Here is a 16,334-nt window from a genome sequence, read left to right as displayed (position 1 = left end):
AATATAAATATTAGTGGTCGTTAAAATCAGTGATGGAACGATAAGCGATATAGCACCATTGAGTGCTAGGGCTGAACCAACTCCTCCTGTAAGAGGATTCATTATCTTTTGAATTATCCAATTCATAGTTTTCCTCACTTTTTGTTAAAAGCAGTGATCGTTAAATAGCTAACAAGGCGTTGTTACTAAAATAAAGGGATTAAACCGCAAGCACTCCAGCACAAACGCACCCAGAATAATAATTTCCAAAAAATAAAAACATACCCCGAACAAGGTAATTTAAAGCAGAAAAAACGATTATGAGAGCAGCCTCGTAAAAAACATTATTGGGACAGTTTAGAGGTACTTGTATTGCGGTAAATAATATATGAGAAAAGAAATCTTAGAATAAAGGTTGGTTATAAATTCAATAAATGCGGTTTTTTATTCAAAAAAATGCCAATTATTGCTTGTTCAATTAATTCAGATTGTTATTATCAATAGCCTATATACATAGAAAGTATATGTTCACTCCCCGCAATCATAATAATAAAGGTGAGGGGAAACTCACTGATCCACGGCTAAGGATAAAAACGTGTCATTTCGTCTTAGATATCTTGCTTTTCTGCCTCTGCTGGTCGCAACAGCATGCCAACAACCAGTTAAAACCAACATCATTGAAACGTCATCTGCACAAATTCAACCTGCGGTAGTTAATAACTCGTGGATAGAAATCTCGCACAGTGCATTGGATTACAATATCAAGAAAGTACAAGCATTATTAGGCGATAAAACGGGAATGTGCGCCGTTTTAAAAGGAGATGCTTATGGGCATGATCTGACGCTAGTGACTCCTGTAATGATCGAAAATAACGTTCAGTGCATTGGGCTAACAAGTAATTCAGAATTGAAGCAAGTTCGTGATTTAGGTTTCAATGGTCGTTTAATGCGTGTGCGTAACGCCACAGAAAAAGAGATGGCTCAGGCAACAGAGTTTAATGTAGAAGAGCTGATTGGTAATCTTGAAATGGCGCAGCGTTTGAATGCAATTGCTGTGAAGCAGGGGAAAATTATACCGATTCATTTAGCCTTGAATTCAGCGGGAATGTCCCGTAATGGGTTAGAGGTTGGAACGTCTACAGGATTACAACAAGCTAAATTAATTTCAGAACTTCCAAACTTAAAAATAGTTGGGATTATGTCCCACTACCCTGAAGAAGATGCTGCTCAAATTCGAAAAGATTTGGTGAAATTTAAAAAACAATCTCAGCAAGTACTCGATATCACGGGATTAAAGCGTGAGGATGTGACACTGCATGTGGCGAATACTTATGCAACTTTAACCGTACCTGAGTCGTGGCTGGATATGGTTCGCGTCGGTGGGATATTTTACGGAGATACCGTTGCAACTAAAGACTACAAACGAGTAATGACGTTTAAATCAAATATAGCGGCAGTTAATCACTATCCAAAAGGTAATACAGTAGGTTATGACAGAACCTATACATTAAAACGAGACTCTGTATTAGCGAATATTCCGGTAGGTTATGCTGATGGCTATCGTCGTGTATTTAGTAATGCAGGGCATGTGCTGATTAATGGGCAGCGAGTGCCTGTCTTAGGAAAAACATCAATGAACACGGTAGTGATTGATGTGACTGATATTAAAAATGTTCAGCCGGGAGATGAAGTCGTCTTTTTCGGAAAGCAAGGTGTTGGTGAAATAACTGCTGAAGAGGTCGAAGATATCAGTGGGGCGCTATTTACCGAAATGTCCATTTTATGGGGTGCGACTAATAAGCGGATTTTAGTAGACTAATCCATTTTACGTTGAATATTAGCCCGCTCTTGTAGCGGGTTTTTTGTTGTGTATGGCGTCAGATAAATTGTCATTTATATCGATATCCGATAAGTGCTGTTTAACCGAATTGTTATCGAATCCTTTGTGTCAATATGTTAGCTTGGGATTATCTTTTCAATCTGAATAATATCAGACAATAAATAGTAGAATTAGAGGGATGTCTTTTATGTATCAAGTTGATTTACATGCACATACCATCGCTAGCACCCACGCATTTAGTACCGTTGACGAATATTTTGCAGAAGCAACTGCTCGGGGAATGAAGCTGTTTGCCATTACTGATCATGGTCCAGAGATGCAAGATGCTCCCCATGAATGGCATTTTGGTAATATGCCGATACTGCCACGTATCGTTAATGGTGTTGGTTTGCTGTATGGAATTGAGGCGAACATTAAGAATAAGTTAGGTGAGACTGACTGTAATGAAAAGATTGCGCGTCATTTGGATATTATTCTAGCCGGATTTCATGAGCCAGTGCTGGAGCCTCAAAGTCTGGAAGACAACACTGAGGCAATGATTGCGACTATTCGTAGTGGTAAAGTTCAGATTATCACTCACCCAGGAAATCCAAAATATCCTATTGATATTAAAGCAGTTGCTCAAGCTGCCAAAGAGTGTAATGTCGCGTTAGAAATGAATAATTCTTCCTTTTTGCACTCAAGGGCAGGCAGTAAGATGAATTGTATTGAAATTGCAAAAGCTGTTAAGGAAGCTGGCGGTTGGGTCTCTTTAGGTTCAGATTCTCACCATGTCAGTTATTTAGGGCGTTTTGATGAGGTGATTAAGATGTTGGAATCTATCGATTTCCCAGAATCACAAATTTTGAATACGACACCTCGTCGTGTTTTAGACTTTTTAGAGTCCCATGGGCGAAAGCCAATCCCAGAATTTATGGATTTTTAAAAATACATAATGTAGTTAATTAGCCATTCAATATGAATGGCTTTTTTATTTAATAGATGGTCAAACATGATTTTCAATATTATAATTAAATGAACCTTAAACGGATGAGTGAATTTAGAGGCCAAGTAAATTAAATTTATAATTCAAATAAATTGGAATGAAGTAAGTATTTAAAATAAAAAAATTAACATTAATACGTGTATTTTTTATTTCATTGATATTTATAGGTAAATTTTTTTGAATTTCTCACTTTCGATAGTGGGAATATACTTTTAAAATTAAATAAAATATCAACAAAATTCAAATATTCCCTTCCTAAAATAACCTATAAAAAACTTAAGAATCTTTAATATTCTCCTCTTGTGTGGTGACCTCCAGTCGTGATTTATTAGCGTGGCAAGAACATTCTTGCTTAATAAATCTTAAGGTACATAGTATGAAAAAGTTATTAGCAATTACCACTATATTGTCATTAGCTGTTTCTGGTGCTGCATTAGCAAATACCACTGTTAAAACTGAACATGTCAACCATGGCGCGAAAACTCACGAAGTTGCGAAAGCAGAGCATGGTAAAAAAGAGATTAAAAAAAGTGAGGTTAAAAAAACGAGTGAATTAATAGCACCAGTTGCAGCTAAAGCCAGTAAGTAAATTCGCTAAACCCCTCTAGATTACGTCACGGTGCCATGGGGTATAATTCCATGGCGCTGCTGATTCGGTTGTATGATATACTGTGCATTATTTTTAAATTAGTGTATCAATATGAATTATCAATGCCCCCTGTGTTTTAGTCCCCTAAATTTAACCAATAACAGTTATCGTTGTGACGCTAATCATCAGTTTGATTGCGCTAAAGAAGGCTACGTTAATTTGTTACCCGTTCAACATAAACGCTCAAAAGATCCTGGGGATAGTGCAGAGATGATGATCTCTCGTCGCCAATTTTTGGATGCGGGGCATTACCAACCAATGCGCGATGCTGTGGCAGAAAAATTGATGCAGTATTTGCCAGTAGACTCGAAAAATGTGTTAGATATTGGCTGTGGAGAAGGGTATTACACCGATTATTTTTTACAGACGCTCATCACTAAATTCTCAGCAATAAAAATGTATGGATTGGATGTTTCAAAAGTGGCGATTCGTTTTGCTGCAAAGCGTTATAAATTGGTGAATTTTTGCGTGGCATCAAGCCATCGTTTACCTTTTTCCGAGTCGAGTATTTCCGCCATCATTCGTATTTATGCGCCTTGTAAGGCTGAAGAACTTAGCCGCGTATTAACGTCTGGAGGAATCTTAATTACAGTGACGCCGGCAGCAGAACATCTGCAAGAATTAAAAGCATTGATTTATGATGAAGTGAAATTACATCCAGCTAAAGATGAAGAATTACCGGGCTTCAAATTGATGGATGAAACACGTTTAAAATACGCTATGGATTTAGTGGGTACAGAAGCTTTTGCATTATTAGAAATGACGCCGTTTGCGTGGCGGGCTTCAGAAGAGGTGAAACTTGAGCTTCAACAATCTAAAAATAAGCAATATACGGCTGACTTTTTAATTCGTGTATATCAATATAGCGAATAAAACGTGATGGCTCCCCCTGAATAGTTCAGGGGGAAAAAATCTATTATGGGGCGTACATAAATAATTCGAGATGCTCAAATAAGATATTAAAACCAATTCCAATCAACACAAAACCGCCAAGAATTTCCGCTTTTTTACCTAATAATGGTCCGACATAGCGACCAATCATCATACCAATTGTTGCCATAATCATGGTAGTTACACCGATAGTCATTGCGGTATGAACTATATCAACTTGCAGGAATGCTAGGCCTAAACCGATTGCCATGGCATCAAGGCTGGTGGCAATCGCTGCGAGAACAAGATTCCCTGCGCTGTGGCTTGATGCTTTGGAGCAGCACTCTTCATCTTTGGTTGTGACACTTTGCCAAATCATACGGCCACCCAGAATAAAGAGTAGGGCAAAAGCGATCCAATGATCCCAACGAATAACATATTGGCTAGCTAAAATACCAATTCCCCAACCAATAATTGGGGTAATGGCTTCAATAAAGCCAAAGATAAAACCAGTGCGGAGGATTTCGCGAAAGCGCGGTTTATGAAGAACAGCACCTTTGCAAATGGCGACAGCAAATGCGTCCATGGATAGTGCGAGGGCTAAGATGATAGTAGCGTAAAGACTCATAGAAACAATCTCGGTTGGGTATTTCCATATACACATAAATTACCCCCAACCAAAAGGCGTATTTATGTGTCTATGGTCTTGCCAACCAACTTAATGGCATCCGCACCACGTTTAAAAACAAACGAGTATGTTGATACGGATTTTCTGGAATCAATATATTTCCAGAACAGGCTACTCCCCAATGACGTGGGATGAAAGATATCACAATTTTTAATAAAGGCAAAATTTAAATTATTAATAATGCCATATCCATATGAGAATAATTGTCATTTTCAATATTAATAAAACTAAGGTTAATTAATCAGTTAATTAACCTTAATGTTTATGCCAATATATAATGTGGTTATTTATGATTAATAAAAAAATCATAAATCTTTTGTAAATCATCAAGATGCTTGACTTGAATGTGAATTTTACTTTTTTCTAATCCAACAATTAAAATACCGTTTTCTGATAAATTCATTGTTTTAATTCTATTATATAAAATAAAAGCATTGGCGAAATAGAAACCATTTTGTTTAAAAAATACTTTTGGTGTTCTAATGAATGCCAAATATATCGCCATGAAAATAGTAATCATTAATAAATAAGTGGTTAATAAATTACCATGTCGAACAATATTTGTATAAATCACAATACAAATTAGAACAATGAATATAATGGCATCTGCTCGGTGTTTGCGTTTTAAATTTACCTTTAGCAGAGTTTTGCCTTTCAGTAACCCCTGAATGAATTCATCATAGATTGCGTATACAAGCATGATCAAAATGATAATGACAAGGATTGAATCATTTAAGGTCATTTGAGTACCCATGACTAAGTGAACGAGCAGTAGAGCTTAAAATTAAAAAAGGGAGGCTGCAACCTCCCTTGTTAACTATTTAATGATTTCTATGGTGCTAAGAAGTTTAACCACGCACCCAGAATACCTAAGCCGAAGAAGCCGATAATGATCCATAAAGCGTTAACTTTACGACGTAGCAGCCACATACAGGCAAAGGTCAGCAGAAGAGGAACTAAGCCCGGCATCAGTTGGTCAAGGATCATTTGAACAGTGGTAATATCTTCTACCCCTGTTGTTTGGTTCTTAATCCGTGAGACCTCAAGAGGAATATTGACGTGGGTCCATTTGTTAACCAAAGCCCCCATGACAAATAGACCTAAAATTGACGCACCTTCTGTCAGCTTTTGAAGGAATCCGCCGCCAATATCTTGAACGATATCAATCCCTTTTTTATAGCCGTAGGAAACACCATAGTACAGAGTGAGTAAACGAACTAAGTTAAAGAGAACGAAGAACAGCAATGGACCAAGCAGGCTGCCGGTCATCGCTATACCCGCACCGAGAGCGGCAAATACAGGGCGTACAGTACCCCAGAATATTGGGTCACCTACACCAGCCAACGGTCCCATCAAACCGACTTTAATACCGTTAATCGCACCATCATCAATGGCTGCACCATTAGCGCGCTCCTCTTCCATCGCCATGGTAACACCCAAAATTGGTGCTGCGACATATGGATGGGTGTTGAAGAACTCAAGGTGGCGCTTAATGGCTTGTTTACGGTCGTCATTATTGTCTGGATAAAGACGACGAATCACAGGAACCATTGAGTAGCAGAAACCCAATGCTTGCATACGCTCGAAGTTCCAAGAGCCTTGCAACAAGTTAGAGCGTAAAAATACGCCGCGAATATCGCTTTGAGTTAGCTTTTTCGCTGTTGGTTTTGTTGTGTCTACCATGATTACGCTCCTCCTAGTCTAGCTCGTTGTCGAGATTGTTATTGCTGCTTTGTACTACAACAGTTTGTGATTTGTTGTATTTAGGACTGAGCTGGATGTATAGGATAGCCATCACAGTACCAATGACACCAAGTGCAACAAGGTTAAAGTCGGTAAATGCGGCAGTGACAAAACCTAAATAGAAGAACGGCATCAGGTAGCCAGCACGCATCATATTGATCACCATTGCGTAACCAACAACAACAATCATACCACCCGCAATATTCAGACCATCAGTCACGACTTGAGGTATAGAATCAAGCATTTGTTGGACTTCTGATGTACCCACCGAAACAGCGACAACGAGAGCAGGAATTGCGATACGCATAGCTTGAAGTAGCAGAGCCGAAATGTGAATCAAGCTAATGGCGGATAAGTTACCCTTAAGCGCGGCCCGGTCTGCTGCATGTTGGAATGCAACGGTAATGGTACGAACAATAATAGTCAGAACTTGACCTGCAGCGGCTAGCGGAATTGCAATCGCAATACCAGCACCGATGCTTTGTCCACCGGCGATAACCAAGATGGTTGAAATGATAGATGCCAATGCTGCATCAGGGGCAACTGCCGCACCAATGTTCATCCAGCCTAAGGCTATCATCTCAAGTGTACCACCGATGATAATACCGGTTTTCATATCACCCAGAACGATACCAATAAGCGTACAGGCAACGAGAGGGCGGTGGAATTGGAATTCATCAAGGATCGATCCCATACCGGCGATACAAGCCACGATGAATACCATTACTATTTGAACAACGGTAAGTTCCATTGTTTAATCTCCTGTAACCAACAAGTGTCTAAGACTGTTTTTGAGTAACGGTTCAATATGAACGAATTTCTAAAATAATTATTTTTTAAGTTTATTAATCAAATCCATCATGCGGACTTTACTGTCTGAAGCGACTTTACGAACTTCTAGCTCAATCTTTTTGTCGTTCAGATAATTAAATGCATCAATATCTTTTTGGTTGATAGAAACCGCATTGGTTACCATCGTTTTACCTTCGGTATATGCCATGCCGCCAATGTTGATTGAGTCAATCTCAACACCTTGCTCAACAATTCGCTGAACATCAGTTGGATTGGTGAACAGTAGCATGACACGCTCACCTGCATATTTCGGGTTGTTATAAACTCGAACACATTTGTCTACGTCAATAACATGGGCAGTTACACCAGGTGGCGCCACTTGTTTTAGTAGAGTAGAACGAACATGATCTTTTGCTACTTCATCACTTACCACGATAATACGCTTAACACGCATTTCTTTGGTCCAGCGAGTCGCAACTTGCCCATGAATTAGACGGTCGTCGATACGAGCTAGTGCAATAACCATGTGCTCACCCGGACCGGCAATAACTGCTTGAGGAGCGGGTTCATTCTTGACTACTGGTGCTGGGGTTTCTGTAACGGACTCTTTAAATTTGAATGGACGGATACCGCCACGACCAGTTTCTAGTGCTACTGTAATTAACTCATCCATAGATGGGTTATCATCGCGGCACATGAAGGTCTCTACAAGCATAGGAACATTGACGCCAGTAATGATTTCATAGTTGTCATGCTCGTTCGCAATGCGTGTAGCGGCATTGAATGGGCTACCACCCCAAGTATCAACTAGGAACAACACACCTGCTGAGGTATCAAGCTCAGTCAATTTTTGGGTGTATTTATCAAATAGGGTGTCAGCATTTTCACCAGGGACAAAATCAATAAACGAAACATTTTCTTGCTCGCCTATTAACATCTCGGTGGTTCGGAGAAGCTGTTCAGCAGCGACTCCGTGGGTTCCAATCATAATAGCTATACTCACTATTTTTCCCTCTTAACAGATAAATCGAAACGTAATTTGCGGATTGTATTGAAGCTTAAAACTTGGATTCCTCTGTATTAGTTTCCCTGCACCATAATAGTAGCTGAATAAATTCAAACTAAGTGGTTAGCTAATAATTTAATAAGTACAATTATTAGCGGATTGACTGAGTGATCATAACATTAGGATTAATCTAAAAAACTTGTTTCGCGTCAGAAAAATAAAAATAGATCCAAATATTACCGATAAATAAATCTTTAATTTTTTTCTTTGCGATATTATTAAAATTATAATCTAAAAAATAATAAAATAATGGATATAAGCTCTGTTATCGGTAACAGAAAAGGTGGGCGTTTTATATTCAAATTAGTGTGTGGGATGAAAAATAAGCGATTTTTGATGGAGGGAATAGAATTTATAGCAATAAATAGTGAGAGAAAGAGAATAAAAAGATATGAAAAATCAATAAAGATAGCGTTGATAAAACGACCATAAACGATAAAAATCGAAAGCTGAAACGAGCAAAGCTGTTAAATGTAAATCATCGAAAATAGAGCGTATATGCCAATAAATAACTTATTTTAAATAATTTAATAAGTATGAGGGAAAAGAGAACATTATGATAAAAAAATAAAACCCTTTCACACCGCATATTGGTAAGTGAAAGGGCTCTAAGGGAACGGCTAGATATTCAGAACTAATTAATCACATTGGACTTTAATTGCTAAGCCACCGCGAGAAGTTTCACGGTATTTAGCATTCATGTCTTTGCCTGTCTCATACATGGTCTCAATAACTTTATCAAGAGATACACGAGGTTCACTGGTTCGACGAAGCGCCATACGTGCCGCATTGATGGCTTTCACAGAAGCAATAGCATTACGTTCAATACAAGGAACTTGGACTTGTCCAGCTACAGGGTCACAGGTAAGACCTAAGTTATGTTCCATGCCGATTTCAGCGGCAATACAGACTTGCTCAGGGCTTCCACCAAATAACTCAGTCAAACCTGCCGCAGCCATTGAACAAGCTACACCAACTTCACCTTGGCAACCTACTTCAGCACCTGAAATCGAGGCATTCATTTTATATAAAATGCCAATTGCACCAGATGCTAAGAAATAGCGCAGGTAAAGTTCAGGGGTTACAGGTTCAACACAATGGTTGTAGTACGCCAATACGGCAGGAACGATACCACAAGCTCCGTTTGTTGGTGCTGTTACAACTCGTCCACCTGCGGCATTCTCTTCATTGACCGCTAATGCATACATATTGATCAAGTCAATCACGTTCATTGGGTCGTTGGAGAGTTTGCTGGATGATGTGACTAAGCGATTAAGTGCTGGGGCACGGCGAGGTACACGTAGTGGACCGGGTAACACGCCTTCAGTATTTAAACCGCGTTCAATACAAGCTTGCATGGTGTGCCATACGTCAGCAAAGTAAGCATAGACTTCGTCACGAGTGTGCAGATCTAGCTCATTTTTCATCATGAGGCTTGAGATTGATAAGCCGGATTCTTTGCATTTTAGTAATAACTCTTCAGCAGAGTTAAATGGATAAGAAACTGGTTTGCTATCTGTTGCAGTTTGACCAAAATGCTCTTCATCAACGATAAAACCACCGCCGATAGAGTAGTAAGTTTTGGTATAAATTTCCTTGTCACCTGCGAAGGCATGGATAGTCATACCATTTTCATGTAACGGTAGGTTATCCTGACGGAAATTCATGCCACCCTCTTTAGGGAAGTCAACAATATGCGTACCATTTGCTAATGGTAGCTTCTCGGTTTCTTCCACATTCTTGATAAAGGATGGAATAGATTCGATGTCAACAGTGGCTGGCAGGTTACCCGCAAGCCCCATAATAATGGCGATATCGGTATGGTGACCTTTACCTGTTAAGGATAAAGAGCCATAAACGTCAACGGCAACACGAGTGACGGTTGGTAATAATTGTTTATTGACCAAATCATCGACAAATTCTTTCCCAGCCTTCATTGGTCCGACTGTATGAGAGCTTGAAGGGCCAATGCCCACTTTAAACATGTCGAAAACGCTTATCACGCAGGACTCCTTAAAGAAAAGATGTAGATATAGTGATTTATTTTAAAGGGCGCTACTTTACTGTTATTTCGTAGTGTTAACCAGTAAGTTTAAAGTATTTTTTAAAATAAGGTAGTTACATAAGGTGTATTGCTCAGAAATAGCACTAATTGTATTTCAGAGTCTCACAAAGTGATTTAAGAAAAGAACTATTCTCTGTTGAAGATAATCGATAATTGGAAAATTGCTTGGCTTATTCTACTGAATATTACGTATTTTAAAAATATTACACTATCGATGGGGGATCTTCATAAATTAGTCCAATTGTAATGCTAGTTGATGAAGAATAGATGCAGTCAGTCCCCAGACTAAGTAATTGTTATACCAATAGAAAAAAACGCGATTTTCTCGACCAGTACGTTTGATATCAACATATTTATGTTTATGAAGAGCAAGTGCATCAAATAGCGGGATCTCGAAAATTGATGAAACCTCACTGGGGTTCGCATGGTAATGAATATTATCGGGGACTAAACCAATAATTGGCGTGACTTGATAACCCCCAATACTGCTTAATGGCGTGAGTTGACCTAATACTTGCACTTTTTCAGGTGGAATGGCGACTTCTTCGTATGCTTCCCGCAATGCTGTTGCAATTAATGTTTTATCTTCTGGATCGCGAGAACCTCCCGGAAATGCTACTTGGCCTGCATGGGAACGTAAAAGCGGAGAACGCTGTGTGAGTAATAAGGTTGGATTGGGTTTATCAATTATTGGCAATAGGACTGCCGCCGCTTTACCCGCCTTAGTAGCGGGTTGACGGGACTGAGGTAATGTAAACTGAAAACGACTAATAAAGCTATTCAGTTCGGTCATCGTTATCCATTTTTCCTAGTTTTGGTAAAATCAGGCGTAATTTATCAAACGTCTCTTGATACTCTTTATCTGCTTGACTATCTGCAACAATTCCACCGCCTGCCCAGCAATAAATCTGCTTTTTATAAGTCAGTAGGGTGCGGATTGTGATATTGGTATCCATATTCCCATTGAAACTAATATAGCCTATTGCACCACAATATCCATGTCGGCGATGAGGCTCCAGCTCTTCAATGATTTGCATCGCGCGTATTTTTGGTGCTCCTGTGATTGAGCCTCCTGGGAAACAGGCACGAAGCAAATCGGTTGCACAGTATTGTTCAGCTAATGTTGCTGTAATGGTACTGACTAAATGATGTACAGCAGGGAATTGCTCAACTTTAAATAGCTCAGGAACTTTCACTGTGCCAGGTTTTGCAACGCGCCCAATATCGTTACGTAATAAGTCGACAATCATCAAGTTTTCGGCACGATCTTTAGGCGAATTGGCCAGTTTTTCTGCTTGAATTTTATCTTCTTCAGGATCGTCCAAACGTGGCAAGGTCCCTTTAATTGGGCGAGTCTGAATTTCACCTTTATCCAATAAAATAAAGCGTTCAGGAGAAACACTGATGATGGTATTTTCGGGTAAGCGAATAAAAGAGGAAAATGGTGCACGGTTGCTTTGATTAAGCGTTAAAAAGGCATTCCACTCATTTCCTTTATATTTAGCTTTAAACCGCTGTGCTAGATTGATTTGATAACAATCGCCATCACGGAGATATTGATGAATATGGGCGATATTTTCATGATATAGGGCTTCAGTCATGTTGGAATTCCACGAAGACGTTAGCTCAAATTGATTTTTCCGCGGTATTTTTTGTGATTGTAGCCACGCTAGACGTTGTTCAACATCATCATAGCTGAATAATGTCACGGTTTGGGCTTGGTGGTCGACAATTAATGCCCATAAATATATACCAACGGCCATATCAGGAAATTGCAGTTCAGATGTTGCTATCGCAGGAAGTTTTTCAATTCGACGACCTAAATCATAACTCCAAATTCCCATAGCCCCACCATTAAAAGGCAGAGAATTATCGGTTAATTCGGTAGTTTTGTATTTATCTATAAGTTGTTGTAGTAAAGCAAAAGGATCTTGCTGCGATACTTGCTCTTGTTGGCCTAATTCTTGAATCACAGTGTTTAGATCACGAGTTAACAGCGTTGCAATAGGGTCTGCAACAATTATATCGTATCGGTTATGTGAATGTTCAGCGTTGCCAGAATGAAGCAACATTGCCCATGGCTGGTGTGCAAGAGGGGCAAAATAGTTTAAGGCTGCATCAGGGCAGTAAGGTAATTGTATTTTATTAATAATCATATCAATAAGTAAAAATAGAGTTCTTCAAGTGAATAATGCCAGATTACCATATAATCTTACCTTATTAAGGTAAGAGCTGTTAAAATTTACCGAAAAATCTTAATGTATAAAAATGAGTCAATGACTAAAAGAGGTTAATTATGTTTTCTGGTATGCCAGCACTTTCCCATGAAGAACAACAAGAAGCGGTTGAGAAAATTCATCAGCTAATGTCTGAAGGTATGAGCAGTGGACAAGCAATCGCATTGGTAGCACAAGAAATTAGAGAAAAACATCAAGGTAAAGAGCAAATTATTGCGCGTTTCGATGACGAAAATTAATAAAACATAAACATACTATTAACATTCAAATGTAATTCTGATAAATTTAGTATTAGTTAAGTCATTTTGCTGATAAGTATTATTTTGTAACTAAACTCAAAGTTGCAGTATTAATCGATATATTTCAGTTATGGCAACTAAAACGGATCTAAATTTAGCCTACATCGAATAGGCACCGGAGGATGGTATGAGTGTTAATAAAAAGATGGCAGTAGTTTTAGGAAGTTGCGCTTTAGTATTTAGTTCTTTTGCATTCAGTGTTAACACGGACGAAGGTAAAGCGGCTCCATTTGTTAGCTGTGGAAATTTAACTGAGCCGCAAGTTGCCGCGCAAGTAAAAAGTGATTTTATGAATAACCGTTTACCGCGTTGGACAGAAGAGAAGGCTGCGGTCGGTAAAAAAGCAGTAGCTTGGGTCAATGATAGTGAAGTGACCAAAACGGATGATGGCTATATTGTCCCCCTGGTTGTCAGAGGTTCAAAATCTGATCTCCATTACCGTGTTGCAGTAAATTGTAAAAATAATACAGTGACTTATAACACCAGTAAATAATAGTAACATTTAAGTTTTATAGCATTTTAAAAGGAGAAGATAATTCTCCTTTTTCGTCTATCAATATAAAATAAGGTTATCAATCTATTAGTTAGCTAGCGACTTTTTGGCTCATAAGGTAGTCGAGCGAAGTTCATAGATAGTTTACGATAGTGTACTAATCGTTCTCTAAAATACTCCCTGAGATGTTCAGGTTGCTCCCGTTCAACCACTTCTGGAATAATAGGAATATTATAACGTTCTTTGAATGCGACGCCGGAAGCAAGCAAATCGATGTTGATTTTGTCCATCTCGTCTTTAGGTAGCGAGGCAAGATTGTAACTCATTTCAAATCCTAACGGTTAATATCAATAAGTTGAATTGTAGCAACTGCGACTAAAAAAATCTTGATGGATTTAACCTTTAAATATTCTTATCAAAAAATCTGAAATGGGATTAATTGGCTTTAATTGATCTTGAATCTTTATATCAAAGATAAATAAGAGTGATTCGCGTTATTTTTACAAAATATTATTGATTATCAATAAATTAATTTTTGTTTCAGGTATGTTTTCCTAAGTCATTTATTATGTTACTGTGCTTAAATAACCTCATGAATAAATCATTAATAAGGTAAAAATATGTTAAAAGCTGACATGATTGACGCGTTAAATAAACAATTGAATCTTGAGTTTTTCTCTGCGAATTTATATTTACAGATGAGTGCATGGTGTAGTGATAAAGGCTATGAAGGTGCGGCAGCATTTTTGAAAGCACACTCACAAGAAGAAATGGAACACATGCAGCGTTTATTTAATTATCTTAGCGATACTGGTGCATTACCTCGTTTAGGCCAGATTTCTGCACCACCGGAAGATTTTAAATCTATTGCTGATGTTTTTAGCCAAACTTATGAACATGAACAATTAATTACTTCTGAAATTAACAAACTTGCTCATTTAGCGATGACGACTCAAGACTATTCAACATTCAACTTCCTGCAATGGTATGTTTCAGAACAGCATGAAGAAGAAAAACTGTTTAAATCTGTTCTGGATAAATTGGGAATGGTCGGCGAATCAGGTAAATCTTTATTCTTGTTAGATAAAGAGCTGAAAGGAATGGCGACAGCTTCTCATATTTAATTTAATGATGATTTTAAATATAAAGCTCCATATCAGTAATGAATGGAGCTTTATTTTTTGAGAGTGAGTTTTATTCGCATTTTGTGTGAAAACTCACAAGCTAGGAAATTAAACGTTTTTTTCAGCGGATAAATAGAAATTTTTCCGTATAATGATTGGTCTTTAAAGTAAATTCACCTGAAAATTAAGGGGTTACTATGCCTATCAAACATATAAAGTCTTCTTGGCGTAAACTGAGCGCTGTCGCGGTTCTGTTTTTAGGAATGTCACTTCAGCAAGCTTTTGCTCATGCCCATCTAAAAGATCAGCTTCCGGCAGAAGGTGCGGCAATAGAACAGGCACCAGAATCGATCACTTTAAATTTCTCTGAAGGCATTGAAGTTAACTTCACTAAAGTGAATGTAATAGGCCCAAATAACCAAGCGGTTAAGACAGGCAAAGCATCGTTAGATCCAAGCAATAATACGCGCGTGATCATCCCAGTAGAAACTAAGTTAAGCACGGGTAAGTATGATGTGCAATGGAGTGTTGTTTCTGTTGATGGTCATAAAACCAAAGGAAACTATAGCTTTACTGTGAAGTAACATGTCACTGGAAGCCTTTTATACCTTAACCCGCTTTGTCCATTTTATTGCTGCGATGTTGATGTGTGGCATGTCAATATTCGCGGTGATGCTCAGCCGTGGGCAATTTGGCGATCTACTTCGTGGCTATTTGAAAAAAGGCATTGTATTTAGTGCCATTATTACCACGATTAGTACTTTTTGTTGGATGGTTTCCCAAGCAGGTTTGATGGGAGATGGCTGGGATGATGCGTTAAATATCGAAATTTGGCAGGACGTTTTTGAGACTAATTTTGGTCATATATGGCGTTGGGAATTGATCTGTGCTGTTGGTTTATTCGGCGTGTTGTTTATTCGTTCAATTAAAGTAAAACTTCATTTAATCCTCTTCCTTTCTATTATCATATTAGGGCTTCATGCATTTATTGGGCATGCAGCTATGTATGAGGGAAGTGTTGGTGTTTTCCATCGAGTTAATCAGTTTATACACCTTATCAGTGGCGCTTATTGGTTTGGTGGATTATGGCCATTTTTGATTTGTATCCAATTTATCCGTAGTAAAAAACACTTAAAATCAGGATTAGAGCAGCAAATTACGGTGACGATGAAGCGATATTCACAAGTTGGGCATTTTGCTGTTATTTGCGTCTTAGTGACCGGTATTGTCAATAGTGTACTTTTGGTACCTGACTGGCCATTAACGCAGATGACATCGGAATATCAAACTTGGTTATGGTTTAAAATCAGTTTGGTTGGCTTAATGGTTCTTTTGGCACTTATTAATCGCTATGTAGTTGTACCAAACTTACAACGTAAAGGCCGCTTAAACTATTTAATTATGAATAGTTGGGCCGAATTATTACTAGGAACTATGGCTATTTTAGCGGTAGCTATTTTTGCCTCTTATCAGCCTATATAGTCTAGGCTAATATCTATTTCTT

The 16,334-nt window shown here is 38.4% G+C and carries 18 protein-coding genes and 1 riboswitch; of the genes, 9 read left to right on the top strand and 9 right to left on the bottom strand.

Translation table 11 applies throughout. The features are described from left to right. Window positions 1–574: 574 nt before the first annotated feature. From alr to rlmA, 4 genes are all read left to right on the top strand, one after another. Window positions 575–1,798, top strand: coding sequence for an alanine racemase (alr, locus tag PROVRUST_RS12990; protein ID WP_006815309.1), 1,224 nt, complete (start codon window positions 575–577; stop codon window positions 1,796–1,798). 208 nt (window positions 1,799–2,006) lie between these two features. Continuing rightward, complete coding sequence (locus PROVRUST_RS12985) at window positions 2,007–2,744, top strand: phosphatase (protein ID WP_039855233.1); 738 nt, start codon at window positions 2,007–2,009, stop codon at window positions 2,742–2,744. A 436-nt stretch (window positions 2,745–3,180) separates the two neighbouring features. Beyond that, on the top strand, window positions 3,181–3,393 hold the full coding sequence (locus PROVRUST_RS12980; RefSeq protein WP_006815306.1) for a hypothetical protein: 213 nt from the start codon (window positions 3,181–3,183) through the stop codon (window positions 3,391–3,393). Between the two features lie 111 nt (window positions 3,394–3,504). After that, entirely contained in the window at window positions 3,505–4,326 is an 822-nt protein-coding gene (rlmA, locus tag PROVRUST_RS12975; RefSeq protein WP_006815305.1) for a 23S rRNA (guanine(745)-N(1))-methyltransferase, read from the top strand. 43 nt (window positions 4,327–4,369) lie between these two features. Here the strand turns inward: rlmA and mntP are convergent, their stop codons facing one another. From mntP to pabB, 8 genes are all read right to left on the bottom strand, one after another. Next, on the bottom strand, window positions 4,370–4,951 hold the full coding sequence (gene mntP, locus PROVRUST_RS12970; RefSeq protein WP_126436906.1) for a manganese efflux pump MntP: 582 nt from the start codon (window positions 4,949–4,951) through the stop codon (window positions 4,370–4,372). A 3-nt stretch (window positions 4,952–4,954) separates the two neighbouring features. Next, window positions 4,955–5,143, bottom strand: a riboswitch (yybP-ykoY riboswitch). A gap of 151 nt (window positions 5,144–5,294) precedes the next feature. Beyond that, window positions 5,295–5,753: a DUF986 family protein gene (locus PROVRUST_RS12965; protein WP_039855231.1), complete on the bottom strand. Its 459-nt coding sequence runs from the start codon at window positions 5,751–5,753 to the stop codon at window positions 5,295–5,297. Between the two features lie 89 nt (window positions 5,754–5,842). Beyond that, a complete protein-coding gene (locus PROVRUST_RS12960) occupies window positions 5,843–6,694 on the bottom strand; it encodes a PTS mannose transporter subunit IID (protein WP_006815302.1) in 852 nt (283 codons plus the stop codon). A 13-nt stretch (window positions 6,695–6,707) separates the two neighbouring features. Further along, entirely contained in the window at window positions 6,708–7,505 is a 798-nt protein-coding gene (locus PROVRUST_RS12955) for a PTS mannose/fructose/sorbose transporter subunit IIC (protein ID WP_006815301.1), read from the bottom strand. Between the two features lie 78 nt (window positions 7,506–7,583). After that, entirely contained in the window at window positions 7,584–8,549 is a 966-nt protein-coding gene (gene manX, locus PROVRUST_RS12950; RefSeq protein ID WP_172459968.1) for a PTS mannose transporter subunit IIAB, read from the bottom strand. A 701-nt stretch (window positions 8,550–9,250) separates the two neighbouring features. Next, window positions 9,251–10,615 carry an L-serine ammonia-lyase gene (locus tag PROVRUST_RS12945; RefSeq protein ID WP_039855230.1) on the bottom strand — a complete coding sequence of 455 codons (1,365 nt, stop codon included), beginning with the start codon at window positions 10,613–10,615 and terminating at the stop codon, window positions 9,251–9,253. A 294-nt stretch (window positions 10,616–10,909) separates the two neighbouring features. Then, window positions 10,910–11,470 carry a CoA pyrophosphatase gene (locus PROVRUST_RS12940; protein WP_006815297.1) on the bottom strand — a complete coding sequence of 187 codons (561 nt, stop codon included), beginning with the start codon at window positions 11,468–11,470 and terminating at the stop codon, window positions 10,910–10,912. Continuing rightward, window positions 11,454–12,833 carry an aminodeoxychorismate synthase component 1 gene (gene pabB, locus PROVRUST_RS12935; protein WP_006815296.1) on the bottom strand — a complete coding sequence of 460 codons (1,380 nt, stop codon included), beginning with the start codon at window positions 12,831–12,833 and terminating at the stop codon, window positions 11,454–11,456. The genes PROVRUST_RS12940 and pabB overlap by 17 nt, the downstream gene beginning before the upstream one ends. Before the next feature lie 140 nt (window positions 12,834–12,973). Here pabB and PROVRUST_RS12930 point away from each other — a divergent pair, with 140 nt between their 5' ends. Together PROVRUST_RS12930 and yebF are read left to right on the top strand one after the other, a co-directional pair. After that, complete coding sequence (locus PROVRUST_RS12930; RefSeq protein ID WP_006815295.1) at window positions 12,974–13,153, top strand: YoaH family protein; 180 nt, start codon at window positions 12,974–12,976, stop codon at window positions 13,151–13,153. 187 nt (window positions 13,154–13,340) lie between these two features. Continuing rightward, window positions 13,341–13,706, top strand: coding sequence for a protein YebF (gene yebF, locus PROVRUST_RS12925; protein WP_006815294.1), 366 nt, complete (start codon window positions 13,341–13,343; stop codon window positions 13,704–13,706). Between the two features lie 95 nt (window positions 13,707–13,801). Here the strand turns inward: yebF and PROVRUST_RS12920 are convergent, their stop codons facing one another. Then, window positions 13,802–14,032, bottom strand: coding sequence for a DNA polymerase III subunit theta (locus PROVRUST_RS12920; protein ID WP_006815293.1), 231 nt, complete (start codon window positions 14,030–14,032; stop codon window positions 13,802–13,804). A 294-nt stretch (window positions 14,033–14,326) separates the two neighbouring features. Here PROVRUST_RS12920 and ftnA point away from each other — a divergent pair, with 294 nt between their 5' ends. The 3 genes from ftnA (at window position 14,327) to copD (ending at window position 16,312) form a co-directional block, all read left to right on the top strand. Then, window positions 14,327–14,830 (top strand): non-heme ferritin, encoded by a 504-nt coding sequence (gene ftnA, locus PROVRUST_RS12915; protein ID WP_006815292.1) that lies wholly within the window; start codon window positions 14,327–14,329, stop codon window positions 14,828–14,830. Between the two features lie 197 nt (window positions 14,831–15,027). Beyond that, window positions 15,028–15,414, top strand: a complete 387-nt coding sequence (gene copC / locus PROVRUST_RS12910) for a copper homeostasis periplasmic binding protein CopC (protein ID WP_006815291.1) — start codon at window positions 15,028–15,030, stop codon at window positions 15,412–15,414. A gap of 1 nt (window position 15,415) precedes the next feature. Continuing rightward, entirely contained in the window at window positions 15,416–16,312 is an 897-nt protein-coding gene (gene copD / locus PROVRUST_RS12905) for a copper homeostasis membrane protein CopD (RefSeq protein ID WP_006815290.1), read from the top strand. Window positions 16,313–16,334 lie beyond the last annotated feature (22 nt).

It is taken from the genome of Providencia rustigianii DSM 4541 (assembly GCF_000156395.1).
Classification (GTDB): domain Bacteria; phylum Pseudomonadota; class Gammaproteobacteria; order Enterobacterales; family Enterobacteriaceae; genus Providencia; species Providencia rustigianii.
This window is presented reverse-complemented; position numbering and strand designations above follow the sequence as displayed.

Bases quoted from the DNA above. Each gene is read 5' to 3' on its own strand.
- PROVRUST_RS12985 (WP_039855233.1), top strand. From the start codon at position 2,007: ATGTATCAAGTTGATTTACATGCACATACCATCGCTAGCACCCACGCA.
- PROVRUST_RS12980 (WP_006815306.1), top strand. From the start codon at position 3,181: ATGAAAAAGTTATTAGCAATTACCACTATATTGTCATTAGCTGTTTCT.
- rlmA (WP_006815305.1), top strand. From the start codon at position 3,505: ATGAATTATCAATGCCCCCTGTGTTTTAGTCCCCTAAATTTAACCAAT.
- mntP (WP_126436906.1), bottom strand. From the start codon at position 4,951: ATGAGTCTTTACGCTACTATCATCTTAGCCCTCGCACTATCCATGGAC.
- PROVRUST_RS12965 (WP_039855231.1), bottom strand. From the start codon at position 5,753: ATGACCTTAAATGATTCAATCCTTGTCATTATCATTTTGATCATGCTT.
- PROVRUST_RS12960 (WP_006815302.1), bottom strand. From the start codon at position 6,694: ATGGTAGACACAACAAAACCAACAGCGAAAAAGCTAACTCAAAGCGAT.
- PROVRUST_RS12955 (WP_006815301.1), bottom strand. From the start codon at position 7,505: ATGGAACTTACCGTTGTTCAAATAGTAATGGTATTCATCGTGGCTTGT.
- PROVRUST_RS12940 (WP_006815297.1), bottom strand. From the start codon at position 11,470: ATGACCGAACTGAATAGCTTTATTAGTCGTTTTCAGTTTACATTACCT.
- pabB (WP_006815296.1), bottom strand. From the start codon at position 12,833: ATGATTATTAATAAAATACAATTACCTTACTGCCCTGATGCAGCCTTA.
- PROVRUST_RS12930 (WP_006815295.1), top strand. From the start codon at position 12,974: ATGTTTTCTGGTATGCCAGCACTTTCCCATGAAGAACAACAAGAAGCG.
- yebF (WP_006815294.1), top strand. From the start codon at position 13,341: ATGAGTGTTAATAAAAAGATGGCAGTAGTTTTAGGAAGTTGCGCTTTA.
- PROVRUST_RS12920 (WP_006815293.1), bottom strand. From the start codon at position 14,032: ATGAGTTACAATCTTGCCTCGCTACCTAAAGACGAGATGGACAAAATC.
- ftnA (WP_006815292.1), top strand. From the start codon at position 14,327: ATGTTAAAAGCTGACATGATTGACGCGTTAAATAAACAATTGAATCTT.
- copC (WP_006815291.1), top strand. From the start codon at position 15,028: ATGCCTATCAAACATATAAAGTCTTCTTGGCGTAAACTGAGCGCTGTC.
- copD (WP_006815290.1), top strand. From the start codon at position 15,416: ATGTCACTGGAAGCCTTTTATACCTTAACCCGCTTTGTCCATTTTATT.